Source organism: Methanofollis sp. W23 (assembly GCF_017875325.1).
In the GTDB taxonomy this organism is placed as follows: domain Archaea; phylum Halobacteriota; class Methanomicrobia; order Methanomicrobiales; family Methanofollaceae; genus Methanofollis.
This window is the reverse complement of the sequence record NZ_JAGGMN010000001.1, coordinates 1,999,693-2,023,039: the sequence shown is the minus strand read 5'-3', so window position 1 is coordinate 2,023,039 and position 23,347 is coordinate 1,999,693. Positions and strand designations below refer to the sequence as shown.

Genomic DNA, 23,347 nt, shown 5'->3' with positions numbered 1-23,347 from the left:
CATTTCACATCGTTTTCTGCGCATGGCTACCATGTGTTTCATGTTCATACTTTCCTGTTCACGAGCCCGATCTCCTCAGAATAGCGGATGAGGATCGCATTTTCAGCGCCGTCGAGTGCAGGGCCTTCCCATACCGCATCGTGTGCCGAGAGAGGAACGATCACGACGGTCCGCCCCCGATCGGGCATCGTCTCTGTGGCCCTGACGACGGCCTCGTCGAGGGTGGGGTCGAGGGGTGCCTGACCCCCGACCCAACTCGCCCGAACGCTTATCTGGCTGAGGTCCCAGGCAGCTGTGGGGTCTGGCCCATCTGCCCATGGGGAGAGCCTCGTGCCGTCCCACCGGGCGAGGCGGAGGGTGACGGTCGGGTCGCCCAGGCGAGTGGGGGTCCTGGTGTCGCTGGCCCAGAGCCCTCCGGTCGCGGAGTATGCCGTCCTGATCTTCAGGGCATTTTCGAGGGCGAACGAGGCGTCCGCATGCTCGGCGCCCTGCACCTCGGCGGCTGTTCTTCTGAGCCCTTCAGGGATGGCCTGCTCGCTCTCCTCCCCATAGACCCCCTCGATGAGAGGCCGGGCGTCGCGGGGGATGACGATCTCCCCGCGTTCTGCAAGGAGTCGGGCGGTCAGCCAGAGTCTGGCATGGTCGGGGTAGACCGCCGCTCCGCCTCTGAAGAAGGTGCGGTACCATTCTCGTCCGGGGTCGTCGACCGGCGGTGGGGAGAGGACGATGATCCGTGCCTCTCCTCGTTCGCCGCGGTCGTGCCTATGGATCCGGCCGGCCCGCTGGATGAGGCGGTCGATGGGAGCGAGGTCGGTGACCATGAGGTCGAAGTCGAGGTCGAGGGACTGTTCGACGACCTGCGTGGCGATGAGCACGTGGCCTGCCCGCGGCTGCACCGTGCTCTTTCCGAAGCGGTCGAGGGCCTCTTTCTCGATCCTGAGCCGGTCCCCAAGGGCAAACCTGGCATGGAAGAGGTGGACGGTGCCGGGCGGCAGGCGTGCTTTGAGCCGGAGGTAGGCATCGATGGCGTCGTCGACGGTGTTCCTCACCCAGCAGGCGCACCGGCCCGCGTCTGCGGCGGCGACGATCGCGGTTTCGGCCTCTGTCACCGAACAGGTGAGGCTGACCGCCACCCGTCTCTCACCGTTTGCCTTGCAGACCTGTTCTTCCGTGCCGACCCCGGAGAGGTGGGTGACGAGGGGGTAGCAGTCTTTTTTGCTGAGGCCTGGTGCAGGCCACCCGGCCCCGCGGGCAAAACTTCCGGCAAGGTCTCTGCGTTGCCGTTCAGGGAGCGTGGCCGAGAGGAGAATGGCACTCCCACCGAAACTGGCCTGGAACTCCAGGAGTTTTCTGAGAAGTTCGTGCATGTAGGGGTCGCAGGCATGGACCTCATCGACGACCAGGATGTTCCTGGCAAGGCCAAGGAGCCTGAGCGACTGGTGGCGCACCGGGAGGACGCCGAGGAGGGCCTGGTCGATGGTCCCGACCCCGACCTGTGCGAGCAGGGCCTTCTTGCGCCGGTCTGAGAGCCAGACAGATCCTGGACTTGCGGGCTTTTTCTCTCCAGGTGTGGTTCCGTCCAGGTATGTCTGCATGGTCTGGTACAGGTGGCTGGCCGAGTGGGCGAGGACGAGAGAGTAGGTGTCGTCCACAAAAAGGTGGTCGGCGGCCTCGGCGATCCGGCTGTACATCGCGTTGGCCGTGGCCATGGTCGGGAGGGCGATATAGATCCCTTCGCCCTCGCCGCGTGCCATCAGACGGTGGGCAAGGCTGACCGCCGCCTCGGTCTTCCCACTCCCGGTGGCGTCTTCGATGATGAAGAGGTGAGGGCCTGACCCGAGTGGGCGGGTGGCAAGGTGGGTCTGGAGGTCGGTGGGGGTGTGGGCCGGGAAGATCTCAGGGAAGAGTGCGGCCAGTCCTTCGTTGGTGGAGGGTGTGGTCGGCACCGCGCCCTTCGCTCTGACGGCCCTGTCGGCCTGCTCCAGGGCGGTCGCCCAGTACTCGATGAGCGGGAGCGGGGTGTCGCGGTAGCCGAAGTATGTCCTGTCTGATCCGATCCAGTCGGCAAGGACACAGAGCCCGGCCAGGATCCAGGAGAGCGTCTTTGCATCTTTGACGAGATCTTTGTCGGGCTGGAGGGGTACCGCACGCCCTGAGAAGAAGAGGGTGGCACAGTCCTCGACAAAGGCGAGGGCGGCCTCGCGGTCCTCGGCAGAGAAAGTACCGGTGCCGAAGAAGTTCTCGGGGGGGGTGCCGTGGTGGCCGCAGACCGCCCTGAGAAAGGGGAAGTACTGCCAGTCGTCGATGTCGATCGGCTCATCAAAACCAAAACACCCGGCGTCGGTCGTTGCATCCCAGAGATATTCGGTCCAGAGGGTGTAGCCGAGGGTGGAGTGGTGGGCGTCTGAGGTGAGGTGGACCTCCTCGTCTCTGAGATGTCGTACGACCTCGGGGGCCATCGCCTGGAAGGCAGGGGTGGAGAACTTGCCGATGTCGTGGGTGGCAAGCAGAAATGAGAGGAAAGCGTTGAGGTCTTCGTCCTCCATCCCGAGGGGGGCGAACCTCGCCCTGAGAATGGGGTCGTTCTGGAGCAGGACCTGCCCGACCGCCGCGACGTCGAGGGCGTGGTATGGGAGGAGGTGTGCGATAGGAGCAGATTCCTCTTCATTGGGTGTCTTTGCCCAGTAGCGATAGTATGGGCGGTCGGTCTGGTGCTCCATGGCCCAATAATTGATTTTTTGATATATGCAGATTCCGAATTGAATCGATATTATGTTTCAACCATAATGAGTGTCGCCTCAGGGTGTGATGGAGTTCTGTATGGGGCTGAGGCAGGAGAGGAGGTGGATAGATGAGGGGGGGTGAGGGACCGAAATCGGGAGAAGAAGAGATCTATGGATGCACCAGGGTGACTCATCCCCACGCGTGTGGGGAACACTCCACAGCGTCACAGAACCGACGGGACGCAGACGGTTCATCCCCACGCGTGTGGGGAACACCTTCAGGCCGCCTGGGATCGGTGGGGGCAGGACGGTTCATCCCCACGCGTGTGGGGAACACTCTGGAGATTGACGAGTACCCGGGGGCGCTGTTCGGTTCATCCCCACGCGTGTGGGGAACACTCCTTGGCGCAGACGTCGCGGATTAGCTGCATCGGTTCATCCCCACGCGTGTGGGGAACACAGGCCCGGAGGCCCCGGCAACTGCCAGAAATTCGGTTCATCCCCACGCGTGTGGGGAACACGAACAGATCCGACCACGGATCGACGTAGGGATCGGTTCATCCCCACGCGTGTGGGGAACACTCATGGGTCTTCGCCTTTGCAGGGAAGATACCCGGTTCATCCCCACGCGTGTGGGGAACACGCTGTATCTCGCTCCCTGCCCCGCTGATAGAACGGTTCATCCCCACGCGTGTGGGGAACACGGAGGAGGGCCGCAGGCGCCACAGATAGCCCTGCGGTTCATCCCCACGCGTGTGGGGAACACGCCAATTGTCCGTTTCTGATAGTACCTGATCGCGGTTCATCCCCACGCGTGTGGGGAACACCGTATCTCCCCAGGTAGGGATTGTCTGTCATCCGGTTCATCCCCACGCGTGTGGGGAACACGGGTGACGACTTGGGCGCGGCTCACCGCGCTAAGGTTCATCCCCACGCGTGTGGGGAACACGTCGGTGCCCCGCACCAGAGAGAGAGAGTGTTCGGTTCATCCCCACGCGTGTGGGGAACACGAAGCCTCCTCTCTCGCCTCAATTTCAATTTTCGGTTCATCCCCACGCGTGTGGGGAACACCATCGATGACCTGGTGATGATGTGGTGATGATCGGTTCATCCCCACGCGTGTGGGGAACACGGATTGCCTCTTCGGGGTAATTGCGGATCTTGAGGTTCATCCCCACGCGTGTGGGGAACACTCGATGACTGTAGATCCAAATCTGCTCCCTAACGGTTCATCCCCACGCGTGTGGGGAACACTAAATTCCCGCAACTTTAATCAAATTAATGACCGGTTCATCCCCACGCGTGTGGGGAACACGGAGTTGGTAATAATAGCGCCCGATTCTGCGTCGGTTCATCCCCACGCGTGTGGGGAACACAAATTTCAGACCGAAATACAGAACGAAGACGCCGGTTCATCCCCACGCGTGTGGGGAACACGCGGCCGCCCAGGACGACGACATCGACGTAGACGGTTCATCCCCACGCGTGTGGGGAACACTGATGCGAACATCGGCGAGCAGATTCATATGCCGGTTCATCCCCACGCGTGTGGGGAACACTCGAGGCTGCCAGCCTCCCGGATCTCCCGGCGCGGTTCATCCCCACGCGTGTGGGGAACACCGGACCACCATCCCCTCAGCGCGGAGGTCTGCCGGTTCATCCCCACGCGTGTGGGGAACACGCTCTTGGCGATGGGAAGAATGTCACTCCCAACGGTTCATCCCCACGCGTGTGGGGAACACGCCGGAGTAGAGGCAGCAGAGGACAATATCCTCGGTTCATCCCCACGCGTGTGGGGAACACTGATCCTCCCGTCCTGCAAGCAGGGCCGGGTCCGGTTCATCCCCACGCGTGTGGGGAACACTTAAGGCCCAGGGCCTGTGCTACTGTCGAGATCGGTTCATCCCCACGCGTGTGGGGAACACTCTTCTCCTTATGATCCCCGGAAAGAACCTTCTTTCCTACCATGGCCCGTGACGAAGCAGTTCATCCTGACTGGCACCTGCGCGGCTCCAGCACAGACCAGACCCCTGCATCATCTACTCGATCTTCGAGAAGCGATCAGATGAATCTTCTGCCTTCGACCTGTAGCAAAAACCTTGGTGAGAAAAGCGCATTCTTTGAAAGGCGCCGGGGGGGAGATTTGAACTCCCGAGGTGCGAGCACCAGTGGCTTTCGAGGCCACCGCCTTCCCGGACTAGACTACCCCGGCCCGTTGCGGTAACACTATCTGTCCGCCGCTCTGATAACCTTTGCGATGGAATGCACTCTTCGGTTCCCCCGCGAGGGGATCGTGCTCACCTACCATGGCGAGGAAGGCGACACCTGGGAGAAGGCGCTCCTCTGCCTTGGCATGAACCCTGACACCATGATCGTCTTTGTGGACGGGTGTCCGGTGGCCCAGGACGACGAGATAAAAATAGATGAGGCCGAGATAGTCTCGACCTGTTCGCGTGGTTGAGAAGATCAGGCAACAGGGCCTTCTTCTTTTGTGACGGTGACGAACATGTCGTCGACCCGCACCAGCATGCTTGCCATCTCGGACGCCGAGAGGATTGCCTGCTTCTTTACCCGTGCCGGTTCAAAGACCCGCTCGGCCTTCATGTCCACGACCTCGCCGGTGTAGACATTGAGCCCCGCGTACTTCTCGCCATTTGCATGGGCCGCCTTGAGGGCGACGACCTTGTCGATGGGGTCAAAGCCCGAGTTCTCGGCAAGGGTCTTTGGGATATACTCGAAGGCATCGGCAAAGCCCTCCAGGGCGATCTGGGTCCGTCCGCCGACACTTGCCGCGTACTCCCTGATCCTGAGCATCATCTCGGTCTCGACCGAGCCGCCGCCGACCACGAACGTCCCGTCTTCCAGGGTGTCCTGGACGACCCTGCGTGCGTCCTCGACCGCCCGCTCGAGTTCGTCGATGAGGTGCTGGGTCGAACCCCGCAGCAGGATCGTCGTTGCCTTCGGGTTCGGGCACTCGGCGATCTTGACCAGTTCAGTGTCCTCGATCTGCTCCACGTACCCGGCCGAGCCGATCAGTTCTGGGGAGAGCTCGTTGACCTTGTTGACGATGACGGCGTTGAGGGCCCTGGCCGCGAACTTCATGTCCTTTTCAGGGACGTCCTCGACCGCGAAGACCCCGTACTTTGCCAGATAATACTGGACCGCGTCGGCGATCCCCTTCTGGCAGAGGATCACATTGACGCCCGCCGCCCTGACCTCGTCTGCCAGTTTCTTCAGAGTCTCGCGCTCCTGGTCGCCAAAGGCGTTGAGCTGCTGGCTCTCAGAGATCTTGATCTTCGACTTCACCTGGGTCTTGGTGATCTCCATGGGCTGGGCGAGGAGGGCGACCTTTGCATTCTCGACCTTCCTTGGCATCGCGTCGGCGACGCGCTTTTTGTTGATGACGACGCCCTTGATGAGTTCTGCGTCGTCCATCGTCTCGCCGACGTCCTTGGCAACCTTGACGTCGTCCTCGTCGATGATCAGTTTCCCGTTCTTCTCCTCGGCGACCGCCTTGACGGCGTCGACGACGATCCCGGCGACCTTCTCCTTCACCGACTCGATCGACTTGCCGGTCATCGAGGTGGAGGCGATCTGCGTGAGCACGTCCCGGTCCTCAGGGGTGACGGTGATGACCAGGTCGTTGAGGATCTCGAGGGCCTTTTCCAGGCCCATCTGGTAGCCCTGGGCCACGATCGTCGGGTGGATCTCCTGGTTGACCATGGTCCCGGCCTGCTCCATCAGGGCACCGCCAAGGATGCAGGCGGTGGTGGTACCGTCGCCGACCTCGTCGTCCTGCGTCTCGGCGACCTCGACCATCATCTTCGCGCCCGGGTGCTGGACCGAGAGCTCGTGCAGGATGGTGGCTCCGTCATTGGTGATCGTCACGTCTCCGGTCGAGGAGACGAGCATCTTGTCCATGCCCCGGGGGCCGAGTGTGGTGCGCACAGCGGCAGCGATCGCCTTTGCTGCCATGATATTAGACTGCTGTGCCTCTGTCCCTTTGGTGCGTTCTACATTGTCTCGTAAGACTACGACTGGCTGTCCAGCAAGCATAATAGAAACCTCCGATATCTCATTACTATGGATTAGAACTTCTATATATGGCGTTCGGTGGCGCCGCCCTCTTCTCCTTTTTTCGCCCAAACACCGGTGCCTGCAAGGTCTGCCCGCGGCTTCCAGGGCCGAAAAGCAAAGGTCAAACCTGCCTGAGACAATCATTCTGGTATGCAGACTGACCCCGATCCCACCGCCGCCTTCACCAGATTGGAGTGCGGGATCCTTGCCGCCGTCATTCTCCTTGCCGCCGGCGTCGTCATCTACGCCGAGACCAGACCTGCCGAGGCCCCGGCAGGGATGGTGGTCGGCACCCTTGATCTCTCAGGGCATGCCGTCCTCATCGAAGACCTCTATGGCCATGCCGACGAGGCCGGTCCCGGCCGGATGGGGGCGGTCTCGTGCTCGGTCCGCCTCTTCCCCGGCGACATGGGTGGCGTGGACATGGGAAAGGCGGTCGTAGGGTTTGAGACAAAGACCGAGGAGTGGTCGCTTACAAAGGACGCCCCCACCCCGCCTGCATGGACGATCACCACGCGAGTCAATGTCCCGCTCTTTAAAGTGGACGACGACGACCTCCTTGAGCCTGGCGAGGTCTTTGTGCTTCTGGCCACGCCCGGACGCACCCTCGGCCCTGGCGAGACCTTCACTCTCTCGGTCGCCCCCCCGGGTGCGGTCGCCGCCTCGGCGGTCAGGACCGTCCCGTTGAAGATGACCGGGGTGATGGAACTTGGGTAAGACCGCCCTTGTCGTCGGTGGTGGGGTCTATGGGGCCGCCTGCACGAGGTACCTCCTTGGGGAAGGATGGCGGTGCATCGTCGTCGACCAGGACTCCCTCTGCCTGGCCGCACGCGCGGTTCTCATGGAGGGGACAGACGGAGAGGTCTCATTTGTGCAGGGAGGGGTGGTGAAGGCCCTCGCCCTCTTCACCTCCCATGCTCCTGATGTCCTGGTCCCCACCGTCCCCTTCCATCTCCTTGCCAGCCTTGTCGCCAGGTCGTGCGAGTACGTCCCCTGGACCGGAGGTGCGACGACGGCCGCCGCCGCCCTCCCTCCCCGTATCCTTGTCTCTTCTTTAGAGGGGACGCTCGTCCTCTCGTACAACCGCGACGGGACATGCCTCCCTGCCTGCCCGGCCCCGCCCCGCTGCCCGGCGACCGGCGAGTGCTGGCCCCGTCCGCTTCACGCCCTGCTGGCAGACGCCCTTCCTGATGCGCAGGTTCTGGAGAGCCTGCAACTCGGGCCTGGGGTCGGCGGCCTGCGGGGCCGGGACGTCGCCGCCGTCCTTGCCTGTGCCCGCGAGGAAGAGACTCTTGTTGTCGGGACGGCCTGCCGGTGTCACGGGGTGGTGACGGCGTTGAAGAAGAGGGACCGGGTTCTTCAGAATTTCTGATAGGGGTTAAGGGACAGAAAAGGTCCATGAACATCATCTTGAGTGCCCTCCTGTCTGTGATGGTCTGGAAGATCCTCATTCAGATTGAAGTGCTCCAGAAGAGGTACTCTTCAATAGCCGGAAAAAGGGGCCCTGTAGAGATTCTCTTGATCTCTTTCTCTCTGGTGGGGGGCTTGGCCGCCCCCCGGACCCACCCGCGCGAGCGATAGGCGGAGGATGGCAATACTCTCTTTATGGTCGCTGATTGTGCCTTCCCAGCCCTATCTTCATCCCGGGGGTCTCGGGGGCGGAGCCCCTGGCGTGAAGATCGGGGAAGGCGGGTGGATAGCGCTCGTACCGAGAATTGGCGAGGGTTTTTACAGAGCAAAAAAAGAGAGTTCAGTCGATCCTCGATATCCTGCAAAGCGGGAAGACCGGTACTCCCTCGACGGTCCTGACATCCCGTTTGTCGAAGAGCACCCAGATGGCCACCGGCCGTGCCCCATGGGCACGGAGATAATCAACGACCTCGTGGAGGGTCTTGCCGGTGGTGATCACGTCGTCGACGATGACGCACGACTTGCCGTCGACGCCGGCAAAACTCCCGGAGACCGACCCGATCTTCTTCTCGGCCGGACTGTGTTTGGCAGGGTGGTAGATGGCCAGGCGAGACCCTGTCTCCTCGGCGATGAGGGTGGCCAGCGGGACGCCGGAGAGAGAGATCCCGACCACCGTGTCGAACTCGGCCTCCTCAGACCCGGCAGTGACGTCTCCCCTCTCGACTGCGGAGAAGTAACGGCGGATGAGCATCCTGGCCGTCATATCGATCAGTTCGGCATCGCTGGAGACTGCCGTCCAGTCGATATGCACGTCTTTGGGTGCCTCGGCCCCGGGTTGCTGGGTCAGCAACCAGGTCACCGTCTCCATCGAGAGCGAGAGTTCGTCTGCGATCTGCTCCTGACTATGCCCTTCTGAGAGGAGGAGCTGTGCCTTGTTGATCAGTTCGTCGAGGGAAGACATACCAGATTGGTTTGCGGATTGATATATAACAGTTTGCGGGGCCCGGGCGCTGTCCTGGATTTTTAAGACGAACAGGGACTTTCCGGCTCAGGAGGGGTGTCTCTGGGAGGGTCGGTGTTCGCACCCCTCTCTCCTCACCGGCGTTTCCGCCTGATCTCTGACCCACAGACCGGGCACTCGCCAGGTTCGTGATAATACCGTCCGCACCCGGCGCACCTGTACTTCCACTTCACCTTCTTTGCCCGCCGCTGCTGGATCGGGTGAGTCCTGACCCCCAGGCTGATCGCCGCGTTCTGGACCGCGAAGTCGTCGGTGTACAGCACGCCGCTGAGGTCGTGGGCCAGGGCCAGCACCTCCAGGTCGGTCGGGGAAAGGACACCAATGTCCCGGCTCACCTCGGCTGCCGCCGCCGTCGCCTGCCGTGCTTCGGGCGAGGGTTCGGTCACGGTCAGCCCCGCGGCCAGGAGCGCCTCGTAACGGCACTTTGCCCTCAGGTCGACGAGTTCGGCCACGACCCGCGGGGAGGTGTAGACCTCGCCCTCATAAGCCCGGTCCACGAAGAAGGCGGTGGCGTCAAGGACGATCTTCATGCCGAGAACACCACCGGCGAGGTGCCAGAGACCGTGACCTCATGGCCGAAACGGGCAAGGAGTGCGCAGGTCGTCGCCGCATGGCTGGAAAGGCTCGGGGCGGTATACCGCCCGCCGGATAGGGCCAGGTAGACGAGGAGCTGGTCGGCCAGATGGATATCGACCTGGCCAGGGGCTTCGAGGGCGGCAAGGAGTTCCCGTGCCGCCGTCCGGCCCACCTTCTCGGCCGGCAACCCCCGCCTGCCCAGGGCCACCCCCCCCTTCGTCCCGCACCAGGTCGTCACCGAGGTTCCGGTGCCAGGCCCGGCGGTCCGCACGATCTCGACCGGATAGTCATGGAGAAGGGCGACCGCCGCCGTCGCCTGCCGCTCGGCCACATGCTCGGGGAGGGCCTGCGAACACGAGACGATCCCCCGGTGTGGCGGCACTGCATCGAGGTCGAGCGGGTGGAGGGTCGACGGCTCCACCGTCACCCTGACCCGCCCCCCGCCCCGCGGGAAATACCCGCGGTTGAGAACCTCTGTCCTGACCTTTGCTCCATGGGCCTGCAGGACCGGGAGGAGCACCCTGGCACAATAGTCGATGGTCGGGCTCTTCTGGACCTCGGTCCCGCCGGTAAGAGTGATCGACCCCCCTGTCGCCAGGGCCACCGGGAGCCAGGCCTGGAGGACGAGCGGGATGCTCCCTGCCGTCCCGATCGCGATCTCGCCCTCGGTCCGCCGCAGGTCGCCTGGGACAAATGTGAGTTCAGTGCTCCCGACCGCACATCCTTCCATCTCGGCCCCGCATGCCAGGGCCACCGCCCGCACCGCCGTGCAGTGCTGGGCCGCGAGCCCGGGCTTTGGCCGTCCGGCCCTGATCTGCGTGAGCCTGAGCCTGGTGCCGGTCAGTGCCGCCAGGGCGACGGCGGTCCGTGCCACCTGGCCGCCACCCTCTCCCATCGATCCGTCGATCTCTAACATTTCTTGAGCGCTGCTGCAATACCCCTGGCCGCCGAGACCTCAGAGCACGCCCGCTCGATGGTATCGGAACAGACCAGACTCTTCACTCCCGCACTGCGGAGATGGACATAGGCCCCGCCGGTGAAGACCCCGTGGACGCAGGCCGCATGGACCTCGGCCGCCCCCTGGGCATAGAGCATCTTCGTCGCCGTCGCCAGCGTCCCGCCGGTCGCGATGATATCGTCGACGATGACGACCTCCCGGCCCGCGACATCAAAAGTCTTTGGCTCCATCCTGACCTCTTCGCCAGAGATCCTGGTCTTCTTGAGATAATCGGTCTGCCACTCGCCGGCCGCCGCCACCTCGGCCGCGAACTCGGCCGCCCCGGCGTCGGGCGCGAGGATAAGCGGGTTCTCGAACCCCTTCGTCTTGAGATATTCCCCGACCTCCTCGGCCAGGGAGAGGTCATGGGCCTGACACTCGAAGTAGCGGGCGATGTCCCGCTCATGGATGTTGACGGTGATCACGTCGGTGACCCCCCTGGACAATGCCCGTGCCGCGACCCTGGCGCTCACCGGCTCCCCGTCCTTGAACTTCTTGTCCTGCCGTGCGTACCCGAGGTACGGGATGACCAGCGTGTTGGTGGTCGTCTCGCAGGCATCGACGAGGAGCATCAGCTGGATGAACGCATCATTGTCGGTCACACTTCCGACGATCACGGTCTCGTCATCAAGAGGGTCGAGGACCTGCAGGTAGAGCTCCCCGTCAGGGAAGCGGGCGAAGCGAGTGTCGGCCACCTGGACCCCAAGTTCGTCGGCGATCCGGACAGCGAGTATCTGGGATTGTTCTGTGCATACGACCTTCATTTTTGGTTTTTCCTCCAGCTGAAACTACTTAAACTATCATGAAAATAGTATTTAAGTATCATTGCCCAATGAGGTTGCACCAATAATGGAAAAGACTGTTTCTGACAACCTTGAGAAGAATGCGGACGAAGATCTTCTCTTCAGCACCGAGATCTCTGACTCATCAGAGGTCGAGGTTCCTTCCAGGCTGATCGACCAGGTGATCGGCCAGGAGAACGCCGTGGAGGTGATCAAGAAGGCGGCCACCCAGCGCCGGCACGTGATGATGCTTGGCACCCCTGGCACCGGCAAGTCGATGCTTGCCAAGGCGATGGCCGAACTTCTCCCCAAAGAGGAACTCAAGGACGTCCTCGTCTATCCGAACGTCGAGGACTCGAATAATCCAGTGATCAGGACGGTCGCTGCCGGCCGAGGCAAACAGATCGTGGCAGCCCATAAGGCCGAGGCGGCCAAGCGCAAACAGATGCGCAACACCTTGATGATGCTCCTGGTCTTTGGCATCCTGGGCTACTCGCTCATCACCGGGCAGTGGCTGATGGGCATCATCGCCTCGGCTTTCCTCTTCATGGCCCTCCAGTACATGCGGCCGCGTGAAGAGATGATGGTCCCGAAACTCCTGGTCTCCAACGAAGCAAACGCCATCGCCCCCTTCATCGATGCCACCGGTTCGCATGCCGGGGCACTCCTTGGCGACGTGCGCCACGACCCCTTCCAGTCGGGTGGACTGGAGACCCCGTCCCATGACCGGGTCGAGGCGGGAGCGATTCACAAGGCGAACGGCGGGGTGCTCTTCATCGACGAGATCAACACTCTCACCCCGCACTCGCAGCAGAACCTCCTGACCGCCCTGCAGGAAGGGAAATTCTCGATCACCGGCCAGTCTGAACGCTCCAGCGGGGCGATGGTCAGGACCGAGGACGTGCCCTGCCACTTCATCATGATCGCGGCCGGCAACCTGGACGCCATCAAGGGGATGCACCCGGCCCTGCGGTCCAGGATCCGTGGCTACGGGTATGAGGTCTATATGCAGGACACGATGCCCGACACTCCTGAGAACAGGAAGAAGTTTGTCAGGTTTGTCGCCCAGGAGGTCAAGAACGACGGGAAGATCCCGCACTTCGACCGCACGGCCATCGAAGAGGTGATCAGGGAGGCCCAGCGCCGGTCCAACCGGAAGGGGCACCTGACCCTCAAGCTCCGTGACATGGGCGGGCTCATCCGTGTGGCCGGCGACATCGCCAGGCAGGACGGGGCCGAGATGACCACGGCCGAGCATGTGCTCAGGGCCAAGGGGTCGGCCCGCTCGATCGAGCAGCAGATCACCGACGAGTACATCCAGCGCAGCCGCGAGTACGACCTGACGGTCGTGAGCGGCACCCAGGTCGGACGGGTGAACGGGCTTGCGGTGATGGGGTCTGACTCCGGTTCGGTCCTCCCGATCATGGCCGAGGTCACCCCGACCCAGGGGGCGACCGGCGGGATCATCGCGACCGGGCAGCTCCAGGAGATCGCTCAGGAGTCGATCAAGAACGTCTCTGCGGTCTTCAAGAAGTTCACCGGCAAGGACATCAAGAACATGGACATCCATGTCCAGTTCATCGGAACCTACGGCGGGGTGGAGGGCGACTCGGCTTCGGTCTCGGTGACGACCGCAGTGATCAGCGCGATCGAGGGGATCCCGGTCAGGCAGGATGTGGCGATGACCGGGTCGCTCTCGGTCCGCGGCGACGTCCTGCCCATCGGCGGGGTCACCTACAAGATCGAGGCGGCGGCCAAGGCCGGGATCAAGACGGTGATCATCCCGAAGAGCAACCTCGACGATGTCCTCATCGAGGAGAAGTATCGTGAGATGGTCGAGGTCATCCCGGTCGATCATATCGAGGAGGTGCTCGAGGTGGCGCTGGTCCCGCAGAACCGCGAACTCTTCCTGGACAAACTCAAGAGACTTGCCGCCAGGCCGGTGAAGAAGGCGCTTGAGTCGGCGTCAGGGATCGGCGGCCAGCAGACGGCGGCGTGATATGATGGAACAGGTCCGGTACTATGATGTCCGCCACGTCCACGGTTCCTCCACCCATGTGGACATCGATAACGGGGTCGTGGAATCGGCGGGGACCAGTTTTTTCGACCATGCAGTGGTCAGGGTGCTCGGCCCGAAGGGCTGGGGCGTCCTGACCCTGGACAATTTTGACCCTGAGGCCCCGCTCGAACCCCTCCTTGAGAAGGGGGTGCGTCTCGCCATGCTCACCGGTGAGGAGGTCGACCTTGCCCCGGCGCCCCGCGAGGTGCGTGCCGTGCCGGGCGTCGTCGAGGACCCGCGGGAGATCTCCCTTGAGGAGAAGACCGGGGCCCTTGCCGCGATCGAGGCCGCCGCTCACCGGCCAGGGGTCGTGAACACCCGCGCCCGGTATGCCGAGTTGATCGAGGGAGTGCGGTTCTTCGACTCGTCAGGGACCGAGTGTGTCTACGAAGTCCCGCGTTGCGGGTTCTCGGTGACGGCGGTCGCCGCCAGGAACGGCGAGATGCAGATGGGGCGCGAGAGCGAGTATACGATCCTTGGGTTCAACCTCCGCCACCGCCAGGAGATGGGGGCGAAGGCGGCAGATACCGCCTCTGCCCTCCTCGACGCGAAGGCGGCGAAGGGCGGGAGGATGCGGGCGGTCCTCGACCCAGAACTTGCCGGGGTCTTTGCTCACGAGGCGATCGGGCATGCAAGCGAGGGCGACCTGGTCCAGGAGGGCTCCTCGGTGCTGGCCGGGCGGACCGGCGAGCGTATCGGCGCCGCAGGTCTCACCATCGTCGACGACCCCACGCTCCCTGAGTTCGGGTTCGAACCGGTGGACGCCGAAGGGGTGGCCGTCGGACGGACCGAACTGATCAAGGACGGGCGGGTGAATGCCTTCATGCACTCGCGCCAGACCCTGGCGGCGGTCGGCAACGGCGTCGCCGGGCATGCACGGGCCAGTGCCGGCGACCTGCCCCTGGTGCGGATGAGCAACACGTTCATCGAGGAGGGGGACGCCTCGTACGACGAGGTCGTCGCCGAGTGTCAGGACGGGATCCTCCTCAAGGGTTCCCGTGGCGGGCAGGTCGATCCTGGCCGCGGGGTCTTTCAGTTCAATGCCGAGTACGGCTACCTGATCGAGGGCGGCGAACTCGGGGCGATGGTACGGGACGTCTCGCTCTCAGGCGAGATCCTGGGCACGCTCCATGCGATTGCCCTCATCGGCAACGACCGCACGATGAGCCAGGGTTACTGCGGTAAGGGCGGGCAGAGCGTCCCGGTCAGCGACGGTTCGCCTCATGTCTTCCTTGAAAACGCGATGGTGGGTGGCAATGGCACTGATTGAAGAGATCCTGAAGTACGGGCGTACGCGGGCAGAAGAGGTGGAGGTCTATGTCGCAGAGGGCGAGTCGGTCTCCACCGATCTGAAGAAGAAGCAGGTAGAAAATGCCGGCGGGTCTGAGGCGTTCGGGATCGGGATCCGGGTCATCGATCATGGCCGGATCGGGGTCTCGGCGACGAGCAGCAGGGATGAGTGGCGCCGCTGTGTCGACGCCGCTCTGGCGAGTGCGAACCTTGCCCACCCGCAGGAATGGAAGGGCCTTCCTGCACCGGCGGCCCTGCCCGACGCCCCGGCGATCTTCGACCCCTCGCTCTCGCTTGACCCGGCATGGTGCCGGAAGATCCTTGAAGAGATGCTTGACGGCGTGGAAGAGCATGACGCGGCGGTGACCGGGGGCGGGGCCTCGGTCAGCCGCGGCAAGGTCGTGATCGCCAACACCGCGGGGGTGCGCTACGAGCAGGCGCGGACCAGCGCAGGGTGTTCGCTGGAATGTATCCACGGGCAGTCGACCGGCTACGAGTTCGACGCCTCCTGTTTTGCCGGCGAGATCGACCCGGTCCGTGTCGGCAGGGAGGCGGCCTTCTTTGCCGAGCAGAGCGGCGGCGGCGAGGAGATCGAGACCGGCGACTATGATCTGGTCCTCTCCCCGGTCGCCTTCGCCCAGCTCCTGGGCTATGTCCTGGAACCGGCTCTCTCTGGACGGAATGTCCATGCCGGGCGGTCCTGGCTTGCCGGGAAACTCGGCGAGGTCTGTATCGGCGAGGAGATCTCGGTCCACGACAATCCTCTTGACCGCGGGCTTTCGAGCACGCAGTTCGATGCCGAGGGGATGCCTGCCAGGAAACTCACCTTCTTCGATCACGGCGAGTTGCAGCAGTATGCCTACGACCTCAGGACCGCCTACCGCTATGGGGCCGAGAGCACGGGTTCGGCGGTCCGCGGGGGTGCGGGCGGGGCGCCTGCCATCGGGGTCCATACTCTGGTCGTCGACGGTCCCAGGGACAGTGTCGATGACGAGCGTGCGGTCTATGTCCACGACGTCGTCGGGGCGCATACCGCCAACCCGCTTACCGGCGACTTCTCGGTCGAACTCTCCAACCCCTTCATCGTGGAGGGCGGGGAGTATGTCGCCCCGGTGAAAGGGGCGATGTATGCCGGAAACGTCTTCGCCCTCCTTGGCGAGGTCGCTGCCCTCGGCAGAGAGGAGCGCTCGGTCGGCGGCGCCGTCCTGCCGGCGGTAAGGTTAAGTGGCCAGCATCTAATTGGTAGATGAGATGATCGAGACAATCATATTGATCGTCCTGATGATCGTGGTCGCCGCAGTCCTCTACTACCTCGTCAAGGAGGGGATGAAACTGGTGATCAACGCCGCAGCAGGACTTGTGATCCTCTATCTCATCAACTTCTTCGACCTGATGAGTTATATCGGCGGCACCGCCATCCCGATCAACTGGGCCTCGGTGATCATCTGCGCCCTTGGCGGGGTGGTCGGGGTGGTCCTCCTGGTCATCCTCGACCTGGTCGGGATCACCGTCTGAGGACGTTTTCTTTTTTTTGGTTTTTTTGGGCTCTGAAGAATCTTGGCATGACCCGATGGTTTACGCATATGGGATGAAAATTTCTTGTCACGTGGTCTTTCTTTTTCAAGAGCATATCTCAAAAGTATCCCTGACATGAATCTTCGTCTGGATCAAAACCTTTCATTCCAGAAATTCTGAGCGCAGATCTTCCGGCGGGTGGCGTGCCGCCCCGCGGTCCCCCTCAGAAGAGAGGGGGGAGGACGATAATTCCTTCTTCTGATCATCACATGTGCCTTCCCGCTCCTATCTCCTTCCCGGGGGTCCGGGGGTAGCACCCCCGGCGCGGTGGCGTGGGAAGGCAGACCGATCGACGTGCCTCCCCACATAGAGACTAAAGGATCTTCTCCTGGTTTTTTTCGCCGGGGAAGGCCCCCTGGAACCCTCCACGACGAAGATAGAGGTCAGGCGGCAGAACACCCGGTGAAAAGATACAAGAAGGCGATGAATGGAGGTTCACGCTATGAAGGGAGGAGAGTTTGACACCATCATCTTTCTTTATCTCTGGCAGAGGGGGAACTCAGGAGAGTTTTGGGATGACCTCCAGGCCTGAAGGGCAGGTGAGGATCGTGTTCACTCGCCGCCCCCACCTCTTTTCTATCCTGGGCGGTCCAAAGGGTGCACCCCCTGGGGCGAGACGGCGGTGAAGAAGACTCTACGATTGGGCGGCACGTCGGATCATCATGTCTTCCCATAGCCTCCTGACCCCCTGGATGGCGATGGGAACAGGAAGGCAGAGGCCTGATCATTCGGGAGATGTTTGGTGGATTCAAACCATTGTGGAAACCCAGAGAGGCGATTTTCAGGATCATGTTCATGGTAACCCCTCGCCTCTTCGAGGTGCACGCGTGACTCGACCGCCTTCCTCAATGCTCGCGGACCCCAGGACGGGGGGAGGTGGCACGCCCCCCGCATGAGATGACCGTCTGGAGGATTTCTATAAAGCCGAGAGTTTGAACCCAAAACAGAATATTTCTTTCAGAGGCTCTGTAGAAACCCTCTTGATGGTTCTCTTCGCCGGGGGGCTGGCCGCCCCCCGAACCCCCCGCCACACGATAGGTCGTGGACGGCAATCCCCTCTTCATGGTCATTGTGTGTGCCTTCCCGGATCCATCGTGATCCTGGGGGTCCGGGGGAGCCGCGCCCCCGGCGTGATTGTGTGGGAAGGCGATTGAGTCACCCTTGCACCGAGAGGAAGTGAGGGTTTCTACAAAGCCCTTTCAGAAGACATTTGCCTCAAAGTAGACCTGTACCTGGTCTTTGAGGAGTTCGTACGGCTTGATGCCCCTGGAATGATCAGATCCCCGCATCTTTGCAACCTCGACGGCCGGGTGGACCTCGGCAAGTTTGGTGGGCCTGACATATCTGAGGAGGATGACGGTGTCGGCCATGTACTCGACAAGGGCGTATTTGCTTGCGTAAGAACTGTTCTCTTTTGTCTCTGAAGTGAGGATGAGGGTGCACTCCTCGTCCCGCATGATCTCGATGAACCTGAAGAGTTCCTTTCTCCGTGCCGCTTCGTCGGAAAAAAGCCCCTCGAAAAGGGAGATGGGATCGATGACCACCCTGCTGGCACCGACCTTCTGGATCAACTGCGGGAGTTCGTTCTTGAGATGGTTGATCGAGAGCGTGAAATCGGTGGGGTCGAGTTTGATCACAAAGAGCGAGGTGTTCCTGACCGTCTCGACATCCCAGCCTTTCTGCGCCATGTCCTGGTAGAGCATCTCCTCGCGCTCGTCCAGGGAGATGAAGATGACCTTCTCGCCGTTTTTCAGACCTTCATGGGTAAAATAGAGGGAAAATGTCGTTTTTCCGGTACCGTAGGTGCCGATGATCGTGCAGATACTTTTTTTGAGCAGGCCGCCGCAGAGCATCCGGTCAAGCCCGCCGATCCCGAACCGCACCCGCGGGGGCCCTCCGTTCATACGACCACCCTGATATTGGAGACCTCGAACCCGTTTCCAGGGGTGATCCGCACGGCAAACTTGACCAGGTCGCGCTCCTCCAGGTGCGGCATCACGCCCCTGAACTTCTGGACATACATGGTCCTCTGCCTCCGCATCCCCTGCAACTCCTCCCACTGGAAGAGGATGACAGCGTCTGCCGAGTCCATCACCTCGAGTTCGTGCGGCCTTGCGAGCACGCCATGCGCCAGGGGCAGGTAGATGACCGAACCCCACCGCTTTGCGACCCGCTGGAGCCCGTGGAGGAACCCGGTGAACGCCCGCCAGTGGTCCGGGGTGTCGGCCATGGTGGCCAGTTCGGTGAGGGAGTCGACGATGATCACGCTCTGTGGTGCGGTCTCGGAGAGGAGGGCCGCAAGACTGGGGAGGATATCGTCGCGCCGGGAGCGCTGGTGCATCCTGGCCAGGAGGTCGGCGTCGTCCGAATACCACTCGATCGGGACGATGCTGGAGTCGAAATAGATCTCAGAGAGGTCTTCGAACCGCACCCCCTCCTCGATGATGGGATAGACCTCAGGGCTCACCGAGAGGGCCACCTCTCCAAGGATATCGTCCTTGACTCTGGTGACCGTGATGTACACCACCTCGCCGGTGAACCCTGTTTCATCCCCGTCCCTGTGGTCTGTCTTCTCTTTTGCAAGAGAAATTGCAGATGTCCTGAGAAAATCGGCCATCCCTGATCCGATATCGCCAAGAAGAAGGACCATCGAACCAGACGGAACCCCGCCTTCCAGCACCGGGTCGAGGGAGGGGATGCCGGTGGGGATCTTGAGGTCTGTTCGTCTCCACATCAGTTCTCAACATATTATGGTGGGGGGGATATAAATCCTTAGCAGATCGTGTGGACTGGATAAATACAGATAAATACCTGATCTGATCAATCCTCCAGACAGGAACCTCACCATGCATCTCCCCTTCATAGGGCGGCGGCCAGATACGCCCCCTGTCCCTGCCAAATACGACCCCGAGACCGAGCCTCCCCTGGTCGCCGACCTCGTGCCTGACGGCTACGAACTCATCGACCGCTACTGGGTGGAAGCAGGACGGGCACTCGTCTGCATCCTCAGGGACACCCACACCGGGCAGCCAGAATACCATCTCCTCGAACCCCCCCTCACCCCCCTTGAACACGAACTCCTCGAACGCCTCCACGAAGACCTGCGCGACGTCCTGGTCCTCTCTGACGACGATCTCGGAGGAGACCGCCGGCAGGTCCTGATGACCAGGGCCGACGCCCTCCTGCAGGAGTACGGGCTTGACCCTGGCCTTGATGCCCGGCGGCGGATCGAGTACTATCTCATGCGCACCTTCCTTGGCTGGTCCAGGATCGACGGGCTGATGAAAGACGAAGAGATCGAGGACATCTCCTGTGACGGCACCGGGGTGCCCCTCTTCCTCTATCACCGCCGGTATCGGAACATCAGGACCAACCTTCTCTTTTCAGAACATGAACTCGACTCTCTTGCCATTGCGCTCGCCCAGCGTTCCGGCAAACACGTCTCGATCGGTTCGCCGGTGGTGGACGCCACTCTCCCTGACGGCTCCAGGCTGCAGCTCACCTTCGGGCGCGACGTCTCGACACGAGGCACCTCGTTTACGATCCGGAAGTTCAGGCCCGCACCCTTCACGCCAGTCGAACTCCTCAGGCTCGGCACCTTTTCGGCCGAAGAACTCGCCTATTTCTGGCTGGCGATCGAGCACAACAAGAGCCTCCTCTTCATCGGGGGGACGGCGTCAGGCAAGACCTCCTCCCTCAACGCCGTCTCCCATTTCATCCCGCCGCGTGCCAAAGTCGTCTCCATCGAGGACACAAGAGAGATCACCCTCCATCACGAGAACTGGGTGGCCTCGGTGACCAGGGACACACTCTCAGGCGACGGAGGAGAGGCGATCTCGATGTTCGACCTCCTGAAAGCGGCGATGCGTCAGCGCCCCGAATATCTCCTGGTCGGCGAGGTGCGGGGCCGGGAGGCCCAGACCCTCTTCCAGGCGATGAACACCGGGCACACCACCTTCTCGACGCTCCATGCGGGCTCGATCGACGCCGCCATCCACCGGCTTGAGAACGCCCCCCTCTCGGTCCCGAGAAGCACCATCCAGGCCCTCGACATCGCGAGTCTCCAGGCACTCATCCATCAGGGGACCGAGCGGGTGCGGCGCTGCCAGGAGATCGTGGAGATCGCCGCGGTCGACCCTGGCACCGGCAACCTCCAGGTGAACACGGTCTTCGAGTACGATCCTGTCCGCGACCAGATGCACTATACCGGGCGGTCGCTGGTCTATGCCAGGATCAGGGAGAGCCGCGGTTGGACCCGCGACCACCTTGACGAGGAGGTCAGGGTGCGTGTCAGGGTGCTCGAGGCGATGGAGGCCGCGGGGATCACCGACTCCGGGGCGGTCTCGCAGGTCTTTGACGCCTTTGCGACCTGCCGCGAGGGGGTGCTCGAGAACCTTGAGGCCGGGAACCTCTCGGGGCTGCTCAGATGAAGAGCCAGGGGGCGACCACGCAGTATCGGGCATGTGTTCGCCGCCTGATCAGCCGCGACGAGGTGAAGTACGGGGACCTCGGGCGGGCCCTTGTCTCGGCCAGGCTCGGGATGACCGTCGAGCGCTACGTCGGGCGGGCCCTGGGGGTCGCGATCTTTTCCGGTCTCTTCGCGGCGCTCGTCGCCTACCTGGCGGCAGGGCTCGTCGCCCTCCCCCCGTCCACCGGCGACGCCCTCTCTCTCCCTCTCCCTCTCCCCGAGTTCGGGGCGTTCACCCTCCTCCTCCGCCCTCTCCTCTCTCTTCTTCTCGGCCTGGCCGCAGGCTATGCTTCGTACACCCTTCTCCTCAGGTACCCCCGGATCGAGATGAAGAACAGGGCGGCAAAGATCGACCTCTCCCTCCACAATGCCGTCTCCTATCTCTATGCAATGCGCCGGGGCGGGGCCGAGCTGATGGAGATCTTCAGGTCGATCTCGGCAAATGCCGGAGTCTATGGCGAGAGCGCCCTGGAGTTCAGGCAGGTGGTGAGGGACGCCGACTATTTCGGAGCCGACGTCGTCACCGCCCTCCAGGGCCTCAGCCTCACCACTCCGTCTGAGAAACTCCGCGAGTTTCTTGACGACTTCATCTCGGTGATCGAGAGCGGCGGGAACCTCTCGGCCTATCTCTCCGGCCGGGTGAAGATCTACCAGGAGGAAGCAGGTTTTGAACAGAAAAAATTTCTTTCGAGCCTTGAGCTCATCGGCGAGGCATATGTCACCGTCTTTGTCGCAGGCCCGCTCTTCCTGGTCATCGTGATGGTGGTGACCGGGCTGATCGGGGGTGCAGCCGTCACCCAACTCTCGGTCCTCACCTATCTCCTCGTCCCGCTGGGTTCGGTGATCATTCTTCTCTTCCTCGACCTGGTCTCGGTGAAGGAGGAGGCACCAGAACGCTATACCGCGGTGAAGATCCTCGACACCTTCAAGGACGTACGAACCGCGAAGCCCAACTCCGACGAGGAGACAGGGTTTGCGCAGCTGGCCAGGTACGAGCGGTACCGCCGTCTGAAGATCTTTCTCAGAAATCCGCTCAGGTCCTTCGTCCTCGAACCTCGCCTCACCTTCCTGATCACCGTGCCGGCGGCGGCCGTCTACCTCTGTGCCATACTCTTCACCCTCCCGCCCCGTCTCCCCTCAGGGACGGCGGTCACCCTTGTCGACGACCACCTTGCGCTCGCCGCCCTCCTCCTCCTCGTCCCGTACGCCCTCTGCTATGAAGCCTGGGCGCGGCGGGTGCGGGGGATCGAGGCCGCGGTCCCTGACTTTCTTGCCAGGATGGCCGGGATCAACCAGGTGGGCCTCACCATCGCCCAGGCGATCGAGATCATGGTCAGGACCAACCTCGGGCTCCTCTCCTACGAGATCAGGCGGGTCAGCCGCGACCTCACCTGGGGGGCGAATGTCGAGGACGCCCTGGTCAGGTTCGAGCGCCGGGTGCGGACCCCGGCGGTCTCCCGTTCGGTCAGCCTCATCGCCGCCGCCTGCCGGATGAGCGGCGAGATCTCTGAGGTGCTCTCCATCGCCGCAAAAGACGCCAGGATGTCCCATGTCCTCGCCGGGGAGCGGAAGGCCGGGATGGCCCTGTACATCATCGTCATCTATCTCGCCTACGTGGTCTTCCTCTTCGTCGTCGTCGTCATCTCGACGCGGTTCCTCCCGGTCCTTGGGGAGATCTCGGTCCCCTCTACCGGGGCGGGAACCTCCTTCCTCCCTGGCAGGGGTGCGTCTTCGGTCGTCCCCACCTTCGACCGCCTGCTCTTCCATCTCTCTCTCGTCCAGGCCTTCTTCTCCGGTCTTGTCGCCGGCAAGATGGGCGAGGGCTCGGTGAAGGCCGGGGTGAAACACGCGACGGTGATGCTTGCCGTGGCGCTGGTGACCTTTGCGTTCGTCGTCTGAGTATCCCTCCATGACCCGCTGTGTCTCTCTTTCTTCTGGGATGGCCTTGCGACAGGGACCGAGGAACCTCCGGACCCTTCATCATAATGACTCACGCTCCGAAAAGAGCAGGATTGCATCCTGTTCACCAGTGGACTCGCCCCCAGATCCCCGAAGATGGCGATGGACAGGGGGTGGCATGAGGGTGGATCCAGTGAGGGTCTCTGTTGCATGCTGTCACCCTTTGCCCTTCATCATGAGGAGTGACAGGGGACGACATGCATTTACCTCGCCACCGGTCGGAGATCTCCGGTCTATCGCGTCATGAGGAAACGAACATGAGCGCGTTTTGAAGAGAATCGAGAAAGCCTTGGGCATTCGGTGTTCAGGGATGCGAATCCCCGGTGAAGCGTGTGCATTATATTTCCTTGATATCTGCTCTGCATTCTTCCCTGATCCCTTGACGACGTGCTTCAGGTACCTTTGGCCCC

The 23,347-nt window shown here is 62.4% G+C and carries 18 protein-coding genes, 1 tRNA gene and 1 CRISPR repeat array; of the genes, 10 read left to right on the top strand and 9 right to left on the bottom strand.

The features are described 5' to 3' along the window. Nucleotides 1-44: 44 nt before the first annotated feature. Nucleotides 45-2,720, bottom strand: coding sequence for a CRISPR-associated helicase Cas3' (gene cas3 / locus J2129_RS08575; protein ID WP_209630461.1), 2,676 nt, complete (start codon nucleotides 2,718-2,720; stop codon nucleotides 45-47). Nucleotides 2,721-2,909: 189 nt separating this feature from the next. Beyond that, nucleotides 2,910-4,648: a CRISPR direct-repeat array (repeat unit 28 nt; unit sequence GGTTCATCCCCACGCGTGTGGGGAACAC). 203 nt (nucleotides 4,649-4,851) lie between these two features. After that, nucleotides 4,852-4,935 (bottom strand) — tRNA-Ser (locus J2129_RS08570). Nucleotides 4,936-4,980: 45 nt separating this feature from the next. On the opposite strand from J2129_RS08570, the gene J2129_RS08565 reads away from it, so the two are divergent. Continuing rightward, nucleotides 4,981-5,184: a thiamine S protein gene (locus J2129_RS08565; protein ID WP_209630460.1), complete on the top strand. Its 204-nt coding sequence runs from the start codon at nucleotides 4,981-4,983 to the stop codon at nucleotides 5,182-5,184. A 5-nt stretch (nucleotides 5,185-5,189) separates the two neighbouring features. Here the strand turns inward: J2129_RS08565 and thsA are convergent, their stop codons facing one another. Next, the gene (thsA, locus tag J2129_RS08560; RefSeq protein WP_209630459.1) at nucleotides 5,190-6,779 is read right to left on the bottom strand and encodes a thermosome subunit alpha; all 1,590 of its coding nucleotides are present in this window, start codon (nucleotides 6,777-6,779) and stop codon (nucleotides 5,190-5,192) included. A 171-nt stretch (nucleotides 6,780-6,950) separates the two neighbouring features. Here thsA and J2129_RS08555 point away from each other — a divergent pair, with 171 nt between their 5' ends. From J2129_RS08555 to J2129_RS08545, 3 genes are read left to right on the top strand one after another with little or no spacing between them, the layout of a single operon-like run. After that, a complete protein-coding gene (locus tag J2129_RS08555) occupies nucleotides 6,951-7,517 on the top strand; it encodes a hypothetical protein (protein WP_209630458.1) in 567 nt (188 codons plus the stop codon). After that, nucleotides 7,510-8,172, top strand: coding sequence for a hypothetical protein (locus J2129_RS08550; protein WP_209630457.1), 663 nt, complete (start codon nucleotides 7,510-7,512; stop codon nucleotides 8,170-8,172). The genes J2129_RS08555 and J2129_RS08550 overlap by 8 nt, the downstream gene beginning before the upstream one ends. Nucleotides 8,173-8,198: 26 nt before the next feature. Beyond that, complete coding sequence (locus J2129_RS08545) at nucleotides 8,199-8,381, top strand: hypothetical protein (protein WP_209630456.1); 183 nt, start codon at nucleotides 8,199-8,201, stop codon at nucleotides 8,379-8,381. Nucleotides 8,382-8,550: 169 nt separating this feature from the next. On the opposite strand, the gene J2129_RS08540 is transcribed toward J2129_RS08545, so the two are convergent. The 4 genes from J2129_RS08540 to J2129_RS08525 all read right to left on the bottom strand — a co-directional run bounded on the left by J2129_RS08540 (nucleotide 8,551) and on the right by J2129_RS08525 (nucleotide 11,568). Further along, nucleotides 8,551-9,171 carry an orotate phosphoribosyltransferase-like protein gene (locus J2129_RS08540; protein WP_209630455.1) on the bottom strand — a complete coding sequence of 207 codons (621 nt, stop codon included), beginning with the start codon at nucleotides 9,169-9,171 and terminating at the stop codon, nucleotides 8,551-8,553. 134 nt (nucleotides 9,172-9,305) lie between these two features. Beyond that, nucleotides 9,306-9,761, bottom strand: a complete 456-nt coding sequence (locus J2129_RS08535) for an NOB1 family endonuclease (protein ID WP_209630454.1) — start codon at nucleotides 9,759-9,761, stop codon at nucleotides 9,306-9,308. Beyond that, nucleotides 9,758-10,723 (bottom strand): RNA 3'-terminal phosphate cyclase, encoded by a 966-nt coding sequence (gene rtcA, locus J2129_RS08530; protein ID WP_209630453.1) that lies wholly within the window; start codon nucleotides 10,721-10,723, stop codon nucleotides 9,758-9,760. The genes J2129_RS08535 and rtcA overlap by 4 nt, the downstream gene beginning before the upstream one ends. Continuing rightward, nucleotides 10,717-11,568 carry a ribose-phosphate diphosphokinase gene (locus tag J2129_RS08525; RefSeq protein ID WP_209630452.1) on the bottom strand — a complete coding sequence of 284 codons (852 nt, stop codon included), beginning with the start codon at nucleotides 11,566-11,568 and terminating at the stop codon, nucleotides 10,717-10,719. Before J2129_RS08525 ends, rtcA begins: the two co-directional genes overlap by 7 nt. Nucleotides 11,569-11,653: 85 nt before the next feature. Here J2129_RS08525 and lonB point away from each other — a divergent pair, with 85 nt between their 5' ends. From lonB to J2129_RS08505, 4 genes are read left to right on the top strand one after another with little or no spacing between them, the layout of a single operon-like run. Next, complete coding sequence (gene lonB, locus J2129_RS08520) at nucleotides 11,654-13,585, top strand: ATP-dependent protease LonB (RefSeq protein ID WP_209630451.1); 1,932 nt, start codon at nucleotides 11,654-11,656, stop codon at nucleotides 13,583-13,585. A gap of 4 nt (nucleotides 13,586-13,589) precedes the next feature. Then, nucleotides 13,590-14,915 (top strand): TldD/PmbA family protein, encoded by a 1,326-nt coding sequence (locus J2129_RS08515; RefSeq protein ID WP_209630450.1) that lies wholly within the window; start codon nucleotides 13,590-13,592, stop codon nucleotides 14,913-14,915. Next, nucleotides 14,902-16,185, top strand: coding sequence for a TldD/PmbA family protein (locus J2129_RS08510; protein WP_245320698.1), 1,284 nt, complete (start codon nucleotides 14,902-14,904; stop codon nucleotides 16,183-16,185). Before J2129_RS08515 ends, J2129_RS08510 begins: the two co-directional genes overlap by 14 nt. Before the next feature lies 1 nt (nucleotide 16,186). Then, complete coding sequence (locus J2129_RS08505; RefSeq protein ID WP_209630448.1) at nucleotides 16,187-16,450, top strand: pro-sigmaK processing inhibitor BofA family protein; 264 nt, start codon at nucleotides 16,187-16,189, stop codon at nucleotides 16,448-16,450. A gap of 1,259 nt (nucleotides 16,451-17,709) precedes the next feature. On the opposite strand, the gene J2129_RS08500 is transcribed toward J2129_RS08505, so the two are convergent. Together J2129_RS08500 and J2129_RS08495 are read right to left on the bottom strand one after the other, a co-directional pair. Continuing rightward, on the bottom strand, nucleotides 17,710-18,414 hold the full coding sequence (locus J2129_RS08500) for a KaiC domain-containing protein (RefSeq protein WP_209630447.1): 705 nt from the start codon (nucleotides 18,412-18,414) through the stop codon (nucleotides 17,710-17,712). Continuing rightward, the gene (locus J2129_RS08495) at nucleotides 18,411-19,244 is read right to left on the bottom strand and encodes an RAD55 family ATPase (RefSeq protein WP_209630446.1); all 834 of its coding nucleotides are present in this window, start codon (nucleotides 19,242-19,244) and stop codon (nucleotides 18,411-18,413) included. Before J2129_RS08495 ends, J2129_RS08500 begins: the two co-directional genes overlap by 4 nt. 112 nt (nucleotides 19,245-19,356) lie before the next feature. Between J2129_RS08495 and J2129_RS08490 the strand changes: the two genes are divergently transcribed. Beyond that, complete coding sequence (locus J2129_RS08490; protein ID WP_209630445.1) at nucleotides 19,357-20,940, top strand: ATPase, T2SS/T4P/T4SS family; 1,584 nt, start codon at nucleotides 19,357-19,359, stop codon at nucleotides 20,938-20,940. After that, on the top strand, nucleotides 20,937-22,877 hold the full coding sequence (locus J2129_RS08485; RefSeq protein WP_209630444.1) for a type II secretion system F family protein: 1,941 nt from the start codon (nucleotides 20,937-20,939) through the stop codon (nucleotides 22,875-22,877). The genes J2129_RS08490 and J2129_RS08485 overlap by 4 nt, the downstream gene beginning before the upstream one ends. Nucleotides 22,878-23,347: the final 470 nt, after the last annotated feature.

Coding starts and splice junctions, on each gene's coding strand:
- J2129_RS08495 (WP_209630446.1), bottom strand. CDS start 19,244: ATGTGGAGACGAACAGACCTCAAGATCCCCACCGGCATCCCCTCCCTC.
- rtcA (WP_209630453.1), bottom strand. CDS start 10,723: ATGTTAGAGATCGACGGATCGATGGGAGAGGGTGGCGGCCAGGTGGCA.
- J2129_RS08510 (WP_245320698.1), top strand. CDS start 14,902: ATGGCACTGATTGAAGAGATCCTGAAGTACGGGCGTACGCGGGCAGAA.
- cas3 (WP_209630461.1), bottom strand. CDS start 2,720: ATGGAGCACCAGACCGACCGCCCATACTATCGCTACTGGGCAAAGACA.
- J2129_RS08545 (WP_209630456.1), top strand. CDS start 8,199: ATGAACATCATCTTGAGTGCCCTCCTGTCTGTGATGGTCTGGAAGATC.
- J2129_RS08525 (WP_209630452.1), bottom strand. CDS start 11,568: ATGAAGGTCGTATGCACAGAACAATCCCAGATACTCGCTGTCCGGATC.
- J2129_RS08565 (WP_209630460.1), top strand. CDS start 4,981: ATGGAATGCACTCTTCGGTTCCCCCGCGAGGGGATCGTGCTCACCTAC.
- J2129_RS08490 (WP_209630445.1), top strand. CDS start 19,357: ATGCATCTCCCCTTCATAGGGCGGCGGCCAGATACGCCCCCTGTCCCT.
- J2129_RS08540 (WP_209630455.1), bottom strand. CDS start 9,171: ATGTCTTCCCTCGACGAACTGATCAACAAGGCACAGCTCCTCCTCTCA.
- J2129_RS08505 (WP_209630448.1), top strand. CDS start 16,187: ATGATCGAGACAATCATATTGATCGTCCTGATGATCGTGGTCGCCGCA.
- J2129_RS08485 (WP_209630444.1), top strand. CDS start 20,937: ATGAAGAGCCAGGGGGCGACCACGCAGTATCGGGCATGTGTTCGCCGC.
- thsA (WP_209630459.1), bottom strand. CDS start 6,779: ATGCTTGCTGGACAGCCAGTCGTAGTCTTACGAGACAATGTAGAACGC.
- J2129_RS08555 (WP_209630458.1), top strand. CDS start 6,951: ATGCAGACTGACCCCGATCCCACCGCCGCCTTCACCAGATTGGAGTGC.
- lonB (WP_209630451.1), top strand. CDS start 11,654: ATGGAAAAGACTGTTTCTGACAACCTTGAGAAGAATGCGGACGAAGAT.
- J2129_RS08535 (WP_209630454.1), bottom strand. CDS start 9,761: ATGAAGATCGTCCTTGACGCCACCGCCTTCTTCGTGGACCGGGCTTAT.
- J2129_RS08500 (WP_209630447.1), bottom strand. CDS start 18,414: ATGAACGGAGGGCCCCCGCGGGTGCGGTTCGGGATCGGCGGGCTTGAC.
- J2129_RS08515 (WP_209630450.1), top strand. CDS start 13,590: ATGGAACAGGTCCGGTACTATGATGTCCGCCACGTCCACGGTTCCTCC.